This is a genomic window from uncultured Amaricoccus sp. (assembly GCF_937891315.1).
Taxonomy (GTDB): Bacteria; Pseudomonadota; Alphaproteobacteria; order Rhodobacterales; family Rhodobacteraceae; genus Amaricoccus.
Window position 1 is genome coordinate 1 of record NZ_CALAGI010000008.1, and the last position, 10,748, is coordinate 10,748.

The following is a 10,748-nucleotide window of genomic DNA, read 5'->3' on the forward strand; positions in this document are numbered from 1 at the left end:
AAATCAAGACTCTAGAGCGGACGAGCCGGCTCTGCCGGATCGGACTCCGCTCCAGACCCGGTCGCCGTCAGGCGCCGTGGACGGCCTGCCGGGCGATGTCGCGAATATTGTGGCGCGAGATCCCGAGGTCGCAGAGGTCACGGTCCGAATGGGCGGCGAGCTCGCGATATATTTCCAGATAGGCGCGACGATCGGCGAACGCCTTGCTGACGCGCGCGAAAAGGCCGGGCTCGTTCGCGACCTGGTAGCTCTGGGGATAAATGGCATGTGCCATGACTTGTTCCTCTCACGTGCATCGGCCCGGCGCGCCCCGTGGCGCGGGTCGCGGATCATACCGCGATCAAGATCCCGACCGGCATGGCATTGAACTTAGGCGGAATGCTGCGCTGCACAATGGCCGTTGCGAGAAACCCGTCATGCCGTTGGAGCATTGCTCGCGGCGCACGCGATTTACGCGCTGCTCACGCTCGTGTCACGCCCGGGGGGCTAGGCAGGGACATCAGCAAGAGGATCGCCGCCATGTCGCACCAGCCGATGACTTCGTCCGCCCACCCAGCCGCCCCGACCCGCGCCGCCATGATCGACCTCGTCTCCCGCGAGCAGGCGGGTCGGGGCGCGGGCGGGCTCTTCGCCGAGGAATGCGACCTGATCGAGGCGCTGCAGGCGATCGTCGCCCAGACCGGCCGCGCCGGTTTCCACGGCATCGGAGCGCCGCGCGACAATATGCGTGACACGCTGGCCCGCGTCTTCGCCGAGTTCAGCTACTGAGCGCGGCCCTTGGCGCCGATCCGCGGCTCGGCGCCGGAGAACAGGCGGCCGATATTGGCATGGTGCCGCAGCCAGATCAGGGCCGCCAGCACGAGGCCGAGCCAGACCGATTGCGGCGGCCCGAAGAGGGCGAGCCAGATCGGCGCCGTCGCGGCGGAGATCAGCGCGGCCAGCGAGGAATAGCGGAAGATCGCCGCCGTCGCCGCCCAGACCGCGCAGCAGAGCAGGCCGGCGAGCGGCGCCAGCGCCAGCGTCACGCCGAGGAACGTCGCCACGCCCTTGCCGCCGCGAAACCGTAGCCAGACGGGGAAGAGATGGCCGATGAAGGCGCCGAAGCCGGCGACGATCGCCGCCGTATCGCCCAGGAAGTACCGCGCCACCAGCACCGCGACGGCGCCCTTCGCCGCGTCGAGCAGCAGTGTCGCGGCCGCGGCGCCCTTGTTGCCGGTGCGCAGCACGTTGGTCGCGCCGATATTGCCCGACCCGATCGCGCGCAGGTCGCCAAGGCCGAGCGCCCGGGTGATCAGCAGACCGAAGGGGATCGAGCCGACGAGATAGGCCGGCAGAAAGACATAGGGCGCCGACTTCACCGCGAAGGCGACGAGGAGCATCAGGCCACTGATCATCGGGTCTCCCGGGTGAAGATCTCGCGGCCCCCGACCCAGGTGGCGAGGACGCGGCCCTGCATGCGGCGAAGATCGTAGGGCGTGTTCTTCGATTTCGAGCGCAGCGTCGCGCGGTCCAGCACGAAGGGCGCGTCGGGATCGAAGAGCACGAGGTCGGCCGGCGCACCGGGGCGGAGCCGCCCGGCTTCGAGCCCGAGCAGGCGCGCGGGATTGAGCGACAGCGCCCGCCAGAGCGCCGTCGGGTCGAGATGGCCGGCGTGATAGAGCTGGGTCGCCGCCGGCAGCAGGGTCTCGAGCCCGACCGCGCCCGAGGCGGCTTCCTCGAACGGCAGGCGCTTGTCCTCCTCGTCCTGCGGCGTGTGGAACGAGCCGATGACGTCGATCGCGCCCGCCATCACCGCCTCGACCATGGCGATCCGGTCGTCCTCGGACCGCAGCGGCGGGGTCAGCTTGAAGAAGGTGCGATAGTCGCCGATGTCGAACTCGTTCAACGTCAGGTGATGGATCGAGCAGCCGGCGGTCACGGCGAGCCCGGCCGCCTTCGCCCGGGCGAGCGCGGGCAGGGCGCGGGCGGTCGAGATCTGGTCGGCGTGATAGCGCGCGCCGGTCATCTCGACGATGGCGAGATCACGCTCCAGCCCGATCCGCTCCGCCATCGGCGAGACCGACGGCAGGCCGAGTTGCGAGGCGAAGGGGCCCGAGGTGGCACAGGCGCCGGCCGACAGCACCGGATCCTGCGGATGGCCGATGATGAGCGCGCCGAGCCCCGCGGCGTAGGTGAGGCAGCGCTGGAATACGCGGACATTCGCCACCGCCCGCGCATCGGTGAAGGCGACCGCGCCGGCGTCCATGAGAAAGCCGATCTCGGTCATCTCGGCGCCCCCGCGGCCCTTGGTCAGGGCGGCCATCGGCATCACCCTGACCGGGCCAGCCTCGACCGAGCGGCGCAGCAGGAATTCGAGCCCCTCGGGCGTGTCGATCGCCGGGCTGGTGTCGGGCCGCGTCACCATGGTGGTGACGCCGCCGGCCGCCGCCGCCGCGCCCGCCGTGCGGAAGCTCTCCTTGTGCCGCTCCCCCGGCTCACCGATCTTTACGCCGATGTCGATGATGCCGGGGGCGAGCCACTTACCGTCGCAGTCAACGATCCTCCCTGTGCCGCGACCTTGGGTTGAGTCGGTTAGCAATTCCTGAATCCGCCCCTCGGCGATCACCATGCCGCCGGGCCGCGCCTCGTCCGTCTCGGGGTCGATCAGGCGGGCGTTGACGAGGGTCAGCATGGCGGTCCAACCGGCGTGTTTCGCGCCCGCAGGTTGCGGGCGAGCAGGTCCATCGCCGCCATGCGGACGGCGACGCCCATCTCGACCTGCTCCTGGATCACGCTGACATTGATGTCGTCGGCGAGTGTGCCGTCGATCTCGACGCCGCGGTTCATCGGGCCCGGATGCATGACGATGGCGTCGGGTCTCGCATGGGAGAGCTTCTCCGCGTCGAGCCCGAAGCGGTGATAATATTCGCGCATCGAGGGGATGAGCGCGCCGTCCATCCGCTCCTTCTGCAGGCGCAGCATCATCACCACGTCGGCGCCCTCGAGCCCTCGCCGCATGTCCTGGAAGGTCTCGACCCCGAAGCTCTCGATCCCGGGCGGCATCAGCGTCGGCGGGCCAATCAGCCGCAGGCGGTTCTCCATCCGGCCGAGCAGCAGGATGTTCGACCGCGCCACCCGGCTATGGGCGATGTCGCCGCAGATCGCAACGGTCAGCCGCGACAGCCGGCCCTTGCGCCGGCGGATGGTCAGCGCGTCGAGCAGCGCCTGGGTCGGATGCTCGTGCCGGCCGTCGCCGGCGTTCAGGACGGCGCAATTGACCTTCTCGGCCAGCAGCGCCACGGCGCCCGACGACGGATGCCGCACGACGAGCAGGTCGGGATGCATCGCGTTCAGCGTCATCGCCGTGTCGATCAGCGTCTCGCCCTTCTTCACCGAACTCTGCGACACCGACATGTTCATCACGTCCGCGCCCATCCGCTTGCCGGCGAGCTCGAAGCTTGCCTGGGTGCGGGTCGAGTTCTCGAAGAACATGTTGATCTGGGTGAGCCCGCGCAGCGCGTCGCCGCGCTTGTCCGAGCCGCGGTTCAGGGTCACGTAGCCGTCGGCGAGATCGAGGATGGTTTCGATGTCGGCGCGGTTCAGACCCTCGATGCCCAGGAGGTGGCGGTGCGTGAACAGGGGAACCTCCCGGGGGCGCGGACGGCGCATCTATAGCAGGCGCGCCGGAGGGGGCAAGCCGGGTTGGACGGCGCGGCCAAGGCATTGCGTCGGGCGTGTTTCGCCCGGCTGTCCCAAGTCACCGGGAGGGCGCGCCGAAGCGGTCAGTCGCGGGTGCCGAAGAGGGCGGAGCCGACGCGCACATGCGTCGCGCCATGGGCGATGGCGGTTTCGAAATCGGCGCTCATGCCCATGGAAAGACCAGGGAGGCCGTTGCGCTCGGCCATCGCCCGGAGTGCTTCGAAATGCGGCGCGGGATCCTCGTCGGCCGGCGGGATCGCCATCAGGCCGAACAGCGGCAGATGATAGCGCGTCCGGCAGGCGGCGACGAAGGCGTCGATCGCCTCGGGATCGAGCCCGGCCTTCTGCGGTTCGCGCCCCGTGTTCACCTGCGCGAAGAGGGTAGGGCAGTGGCCGCGGGCCTGAACGGCGTCGGCCAGGCGCTGGGCCAGCTTGTCGCGATCGAGGCTGTGGATGACGTCGAAGAGTTCGAGCGCGCGGCCGAGCTTGTTGCTCTGCAGCGGCCCGAGGAGATGCAACTCGACCGGACCGAATTCCGCGCGGAACGCGGGCCATTTGCCGTCCGCCTCCTGCACGCGGTTCTCGCCGAAGGTCCGATGACCCGCTTCGAGGACGGCCCGCACGCGATCCGCCGGCTGGACCTTCGAAACGGCGACGAGGGTTACCGAGGCCGGCGGCCGGCCAGCGGCGGCGGTGGCGCGATCGACGCGGGCGCGAATGTCCTGAAGCGACATGGAACGGGCACTCCGCGCGTGACGGCCGTTGAAAAACCACCGGGCGAGAAATCAGCCGGTCGAAATAAGAAAGGCGGGCTTTCCGCCCGCCTTTCCAGGTCTCACTGTCCCGTGAAGGATCAGAACGCCATCGAGATACCGAAGTCGGCCGTCGTCGCCGCGTCGCCACCCGAGAGGAACTTGTAGTTCTTCTGGATGCCGCCGTTGACGGTCGCGCCGCCACCGAGGTCGTACTGACCGGTCAGGGCATAGGCCTGCTCGCCGTCGATCTCCGAAAGGCCGCCGTCGGCGCTGATCACGTTGCGATACCAGGCGCCGATGTCGAAGTCGCCGAAGCCAGCGGTCAAGCCAACGCCGAGGGTCTCGAACGAGTCGCCGTCGGAGTCCGCGTTGTCGTAGATGATGTTGCCGCCGAAGTCGCCGAAGGTGCCACCGATGACAGCCGAGTACTGCTTGCCGCCAGGAATGGTCACGTTGTCCGCCGGCCCGGGGGCGCCGATGTCGGTGAACTCCTGGTAGTCGTAGTAGCCGAGGCCGATGTTGAAGGTGCCGCCGGCGAATTCACCCGCGTAACCACCACCGACGCCAACCGCGTCGAGCTCCTTGTTCGACGACAGCGACAGGCCGAAGCCGGCGATCTCGAAGTCGTAGCGGATGGTCGGACGAGCGTCCGGGTTCGAGAAGAAGTTGTTGGTGTCGTCGCCACCGAACGAACCGCCGTTCGAGATGAACGCGGTCTCGTCCAGATCGCCGAGGCCGGTCAGCGAGTAGTCGCCAACCAGGTCGCCAACCCACTGCTCGTCGGCGCCGTTGGTGTCGCCCATGGTCAGGGTGCCGAAGGCGCCCGAAACGAAGACGTCGCCAGCGTTCTGACCCAGCGAGCCGCCGGAGCCGGCGATGGCATTGTCGGCGCGGATCGTCGCACCGAAGGTGATCCCGGAGTTGGTCTCACCCGTCATGTTCACGCCGAAGCGGACACGGGAGACGGCACGCAGGTCGTCGGACGGCTTGCCATCGTCGTCGAGATTGACGGTACCGTCGTTGTTGATGCCATAACCAAGACCCATGCGGGCGCTGCCGAACAGCGAGATCCCCTGAGCCGAGGCCATGCCGCCAACCGCGAGAGCGGCCAGGGCGGTGGTTGCGAAGAGTACGTTCTTCATCGCTTTTCCTCGTGTTTCTTCGTTCGAAACCTATCTCAAATCCGGGACATCCGGACCAAGTGAGGATGTATTCGCTCATCGCCCTGTCACGGGTCAAGCACGGCACGGAGGCCATGAACGTTTGCTTCAGATGTTGATGCAGCTTTGCCACAGTGATGCCGGGTGCCCGATTTCGGGTTAGCGCTTGCCCGCGGATTGCCGAGCCTTTACACACCGCCGAGGTATTCATCGCTCGGAAGCCGCCGTGATACGCACGCCCGCGATATGGTTCGTCTTCTCCGCCTGCGCGGCGCTATCCGCTTGCGGCGACGCGGAAACCCAGACCCAGTCCGCCATCGAGAAGCGCAACATCGCGAACGAGGTCAGCGAGGAGTCCATCTTCGATCTGTTTCGCCAGCGCAACCAGCCCGACCTCGGGGTCGCGGTCAACAAGGATATCTGGAGGGCCTCGCTCGACATCCTTTCCTTCCTGCCGCTGGAGAGCGCGGACCCGTTCTCCGGCGTCCTCATCACCGGCTGGGGACGGGTGGCCGGCGATCCGACGCCGTTCCGCGTGACCGTCTACGTGAGCTCGGCCGCGCTCGATGCCCGCTCGCTCAAGGTCGCCGCCTTCCGCCAGCAGGGCGGCCGGGCGGTCGGCGTGACGGAGGCTGACAACCGCGCGCTGGAGAACGCGATCCTGACGCGGGCCAGGCAGCTGCGGATCGCCGACGCCGGGCGCTGATCCGGCACGACCGGCCCGGCGCGACCCGATAGGAAGGATGGCCTGATGTCGCGGTACGACGCGCGGGAGATCGAGCGGAAATGGCAGGACGCCTGGGAGGCCGCCGAGGTCTTCAGGGCACGCCACGATCCCTCGCGGCCGAAATACTATGTGCTCGAGATGTTCCCCTATCCTTCCGGGCGCATCCACATGGGCCATGTGCGCAACTACGCCCTCGGCGACGTCATCGCCCGCTTCAAGCGGGCGCGGGGCTTCAACGTCCTGCATCCGCGCGGCTGGGACGCCTTCGGCCTTCCGGCGGAGAACGCGGCGATCGAGAAGGGCGTGCCCCCGGCCGAATGGACCTATCGCAACATCGAGGCGATGCGGGCGCAGATGCTGCCGCTCGGTTTCTCGATCGACTGGAGCCGGGAGTTCGCCACCTGCGATCCCGAGTATTACGGCCAGCAGCAGGCGCTGTTTCTCGACATGCTCGACGCCGGCTTTGTCACCCGCAAGGCCGCGGTGGTGAACTGGGACCCCGTCGACATGACGGTGCTCGCCAACGAGCAGGTGATCGACGGCAAAGGCTGGCGCTCCGGCGCGCCGGTGGAGCGCCGCGAGCTCACGCAATGGTTCTTCAAGATCTCGGACATGGCCGGGGAACTGCTCGAGGCGCTCGACGGGCTCGAAGCCTGGCCGGAGAAGGTGCGCCTGATGCAGCGCAACTGGATCGGCCGCAGCCGCGGCCTGCAGTTCGCCTTCGAGACCGAGGGCGCGCCCTCGGGCTTCGAGGCGCTCGAGGTCTACACCACCCGGCCCGACACGCTCTGGGGCGCGAGCTTCGCCGCCGTCTCGCCGGAGCATCCGCTGGCGAGAGCGCTGGAGGGCGATCCGGCCGTCGCCGCCTTCCTCGCCGAATGCCGCGCGCTCGGCACCAGCGAGGAGGAGATCGAGACCGCCGAGAAGAAGGGCTTCGACACCGGCATCAAGGTGCGGCATCCCTTCGATCCCGCCTGGGAATTGCCGGTCTATATCGCGAACTTCATTCTCATGGACTACGGGACGGGCGCCATCTTCGGCTGTCCGGCGCATGACCAGCGCGACCTTGATTTCGCGCGGAAATACGGGCTGCCGGTGATCGATGTCTTCGCCGCGCCTGACTCGGAGGCCCGCGTCGAGGCGGAGGCCTTCGTGCCCACGAAGACCGAGCCCGTCGACTACCTGCGCCCCGTGGCACTCGGCCCGGACAATTCGAGCCGGATGACCGGCGAACAGGCGCTCGACGGGGCGATCGGGTTCTGCGAGGAGCGCGGTCTCGGCGCGGGCGTCGTCAAGTACCGACTGCGCGACTGGGGCCTCAGCCGACAACGTTTCTGGGGCTGTCCGATTCCGGTCGTGCATTGCTCCGCCTGCGGCGTGGTGCCTGAGAAGCGCGAGAACCTGCCGGTCCGCCTGCCCGACGACGCGACCTTCGACAAGCCGGGCAACGCGCTCGACCATCATCCGACCTGGACGCGGACCACCTGCCCGGCCTGTGGCGGCGCGGCGCGGCGCGAGACGGACACGATGGATACCTTCGTCGATTCTTCCTGGTATTTCGCCCGCTTCACGGCGCCGGGCGCGGCGACGCCGACCGACGCGGCCGAGGCCGACTACTGGATGAATGTCGACCAGTATGTCGGCGGCATCGAGCATGCGATCCTGCACCTGCTCTATTCGCGCTTCTTCGCCCGGGCGATGAAGGCGACCGGACACTTGCCGGCCAAGGCGATCGAACCCTTCGACGCGCTTTTCACGCAAGGCATGGTCACGCACGAGACCTACTCGACCCCCGGCGCCGATGGTCGGCCGCTGTGGCGCGAACCCGGCGAGGTCGTCCGCGACGCCGCCGGTGCGCGGCTCGCCGATGGCACGGCGGTCGAGATCGGGCCTTCGACCAAGATGTCGAAGTCGAAGAAGAACGTCGTCGATCCCGACGAGATCATCGCGCGGTATGGCGCCGACACCGCGCGCTGGTTCGTGCTCTCCGACAGCCCGCCGGAGCGCGACGTGGAATGGACCGCCGCCGGCGCCGAGGCGGCGCATCGCCACCTCGGCCGCGTCTGGCGGCTGGCGCACGAGAGCGGCGCCGACGGACCCGGCGAGGCGGAGGCCGGAGCGGCGCTGACCCGCGCCGCCCACCGGGCGATCCGCGACGTGACCGCCGATATCGAGGGTTTCGCCTTCAACAAGGCGATAGCCCGCCTTTACGAGCTGACCGGCGCGATCGGCAAGGCCTCGGCCGCGCCCGCGGACGAGCGTCGCGCCGCGTTGCGCATCCTCGCCCAACTGACGGCGCCGATGACCCCGCATCTCGCCGAAGACATCTGGATCGCCGCCGGTGGCACCGGCCTCGTGGCCGAGGCGCCCTGGCCGGTGGCGGACGAGTCGCTGCTGACCGAGGCGCGCGTCACCCTGCCGGTGCAGATCAACGGCAAGCGCCGGGCCGAGATCGTGGTGCCGAGCGGTTCGGACGCCGCCGCCGTCGAGGCGATGGTGCTGGCCGACGCCGCCGTGCTGCGCGTGCTGAACGGCGCGACCCCGCGCAAGCTGATCGTGGTGCCGAACCGGATCGTGAATGTGGTGCTCTGACCCGCGCGCCTTCGTCCTCGCCGCCGCGCTCCTGCTCGGCGGCTGCGGCTTCCAGCCGCTCTATGCGCCCGGATCGCCGGCCGCGAACATGATCGGCACCATCGCCGTGGCGCCGATCGCCGGGGACGAGCCCGCCTTTGCCATGCGCGAGCGGCTGACCGAGCGGCTGGGCGAGGCCGAGGTCGCCGACTATCGGCTGGAGGTCGCCTTTCGCCTGAACCGCCGCGGCGTCGCCCTGACCCAGCAGGATTATACCACCCGCTACAACCTGACCGGGACCGCCGACTATCGCCTGATTCCGGCGACGGGCGGGCCGCCGGTCCGCGCGGGGCAGGTCGAATCCTTCACCGGTTACAGCGCGCCCGAATCCGAGACCGCGTCGGCCTTCGCCAGCCGCTCGGCCGAGCAGGACGCGGAGCGGCGGCTGGCCGCCACCCTCGCCGACCAGATCGTGCTGGAACTCGCCATCACCGCCGGCGACCGCGCGCCGTGAGGGCGACACCGTGAAACTGTCCGGTCGCGAGGCGGCGCGCTATCTCGCCGCGCCCGATCCGGCCGGGACCGGGGCGTTGCTCTTCGGCGCGGACGCGACGCGGGTGGCGCTGAAGCGCGCGGCGCTCGTCACCGCGATGATCGGCCCGGACGGCGCGGCCGAAATGCGGCTGACCCGGATCACCGGCGCAGACCTCCGCCGCGACCCGGCCGCGCTCGAGGATGCGCTGAAGGCGATCGGTTTCTTTCCCGGCCCGCGCGCCGTGCTGGTCGAGGAGGCGACCGACGGGCTGGCGCCGCTCGTCGCCACCGCGCTCGGCGGCTGGCGGCCGGGCGATGCGCGGCTCGTGGTGACCGCCGGCGCGCTTGGCACGGGCAGCGCCCTGCGCAAGACTTTCGAGAAGGCGCCCGGTGTCGCCGCGATCGGCATCTACGACGATCCGCCGAGTCGCGAAGAAGTGGCCGCCGATCTCGCCAAGGTCGGCCTCGGCGCCGTTTCGCGCGAGGCGCTGGCCGATGCCGAGGCGATTGCCCGCGCGCTCGATCCCGGCGATTTCGCCCAGCTGGTCGAGAAGCTGGCGCTTTACAAGCGTGGTGATCCGGCCCCGCTGTCGCCCGAGGATCTCGCCGCCTGCGCCCCCCCGACGCAGGACGCGGATATCGACGAGTTGCTCGATCTCGCCGCCGAGGGGCGCCCGGCGGCCCTGGCCGGGGCGATGCGGCGGCTGGCCGGTCAGGCGCCGACCAGCCTGACCATCGCCGCCGCCCGGCACTTCCGCGCGCTCTACGCCGCCGCCTGCGCCACCGATGGCCCCGAGGCGGCGCTCGGCCGCGCCCGTCCTCCGGTGTTCGGTCCGCGCCGGGCGCGGATGGCCGGCCAGGCGCGGTCGCTCGGCGCCGATCGCGCCCGCCAGGCGCTCGGCCTCGTCATGGACGCCGAACTGCGCCTCCGCTCCTCGCGCCCGACACCGGGGCTCGCGTTGGTCGAGCGCCTTCTCGTCCGGATCGCGACGCTCCGCCGCGAGTAGGCCGCTCCCGACCGCCGATAAAACCGAAGCCTGTGTCACGCGCGGGTCACGCGCGCCTTACGGGCGGCAGGGCACAAGGGCCGGGCCGGTGGCGCCCCGCGCGGCCGGATTTCAGCCAAGGCGAATTCGCCGACAAACATTGGAGCACCGACGTGAGTATTCTCAGCCCGACCTTCCACCCCGAACAGGGCGCCGGTCGCCGCGTCGCCGACCTGCTGCGCCGGCTCGCCGCCCGCGCCGCCGCCGCCGCCGCCGCCCACGCCGCCCCTCCCGTTCGCTCCGCTCGCTCGTTCCTCTGGCCTCGTTCTTCTGGCCC

General features: G+C 69.7%; 11 protein-coding genes. 5 read left to right on the plus strand and 6 right to left on the minus strand.

Annotated elements, in window-relative coordinates; translation table 11 throughout:
* Positions 1 to 67: 67 nt before the first annotated feature.
* Complete coding sequence (locus Q0480_RS00520) at positions 68 to 274, minus strand: DUF1127 domain-containing protein (RefSeq protein WP_299129647.1); 207 nt, start codon at positions 272 to 274, stop codon at positions 68 to 70.
* Positions 275 to 519: 245 nt separating this feature from the next.
* Between Q0480_RS00520 and Q0480_RS00525 the strand changes: the two genes are divergently transcribed.
* Positions 520 to 768, plus strand: a complete 249-nt coding sequence (locus Q0480_RS00525) for a hypothetical protein (protein ID WP_299129649.1) — start codon at positions 520 to 522, stop codon at positions 766 to 768.
* Here Q0480_RS00525 and plsY read toward each other — a convergent pair.
* From plsY to Q0480_RS00550, 5 genes are all read right to left on the minus strand, one after another.
* Positions 762 to 1,379, minus strand: coding sequence for a glycerol-3-phosphate 1-O-acyltransferase PlsY (gene plsY / locus Q0480_RS00530; RefSeq protein WP_299129668.1), 618 nt, complete (start codon positions 1,377 to 1,379; stop codon positions 762 to 764). The genes Q0480_RS00525 and plsY overlap by 7 nt on opposite strands.
* Positions 1,380 to 1,390: 11 nt before the next feature.
* Entirely contained in the window at positions 1,391 to 2,671 is a 1,281-nt protein-coding gene (gene pyrC / locus Q0480_RS00535) for a dihydroorotase (protein WP_299129651.1), read from the minus strand.
* Entirely contained in the window at positions 2,665 to 3,648 is a 984-nt protein-coding gene (locus Q0480_RS00540; RefSeq protein WP_299129654.1) for an aspartate carbamoyltransferase catalytic subunit, read from the minus strand. Before Q0480_RS00540 ends, pyrC begins: the two co-directional genes overlap by 7 nt.
* A 113-nt stretch (positions 3,649 to 3,761) precedes the next feature.
* Positions 3,762 to 4,412, minus strand: coding sequence for a YggS family pyridoxal phosphate-dependent enzyme (locus Q0480_RS00545; RefSeq protein WP_299129656.1), 651 nt, complete (start codon positions 4,410 to 4,412; stop codon positions 3,762 to 3,764).
* Between the two features lie 119 nt (positions 4,413 to 4,531).
* Entirely contained in the window at positions 4,532 to 5,575 is a 1,044-nt protein-coding gene (locus Q0480_RS00550; RefSeq protein WP_299129658.1) for a porin, read from the minus strand.
* A 244-nt stretch (positions 5,576 to 5,819) separates the two neighbouring features.
* Between Q0480_RS00550 and Q0480_RS00555 the strand changes: the two genes are divergently transcribed.
* Genes Q0480_RS00555 through Q0480_RS00570 form a run of 4 tightly spaced genes read left to right on the plus strand, consistent with a single transcriptional unit; the run spans position 5,820 to position 10,432 of the window.
* The gene (locus Q0480_RS00555) at positions 5,820 to 6,299 is read left to right on the plus strand and encodes a DUF3576 domain-containing protein (protein ID WP_299129661.1); all 480 of its coding nucleotides are present in this window, start codon (positions 5,820 to 5,822) and stop codon (positions 6,297 to 6,299) included.
* Positions 6,300 to 6,344: 45 nt separating this feature from the next.
* Positions 6,345 to 8,912 (plus strand): leucine--tRNA ligase, encoded by a 2,568-nt coding sequence (gene leuS, locus Q0480_RS00560; protein WP_299129662.1) that lies wholly within the window; start codon positions 6,345 to 6,347, stop codon positions 8,910 to 8,912.
* Positions 8,899 to 9,405, plus strand: coding sequence for an LPS assembly lipoprotein LptE (lptE, locus tag Q0480_RS00565; RefSeq protein WP_299129664.1), 507 nt, complete (start codon positions 8,899 to 8,901; stop codon positions 9,403 to 9,405). The genes leuS and lptE overlap by 14 nt, the downstream gene beginning before the upstream one ends.
* A 10-nt stretch (positions 9,406 to 9,415) precedes the next feature.
* The gene (locus Q0480_RS00570) at positions 9,416 to 10,432 is read left to right on the plus strand and encodes a DNA polymerase III subunit delta (RefSeq protein ID WP_299129666.1); all 1,017 of its coding nucleotides are present in this window, start codon (positions 9,416 to 9,418) and stop codon (positions 10,430 to 10,432) included.
* Positions 10,433 to 10,748: the final 316 nt, after the last annotated feature.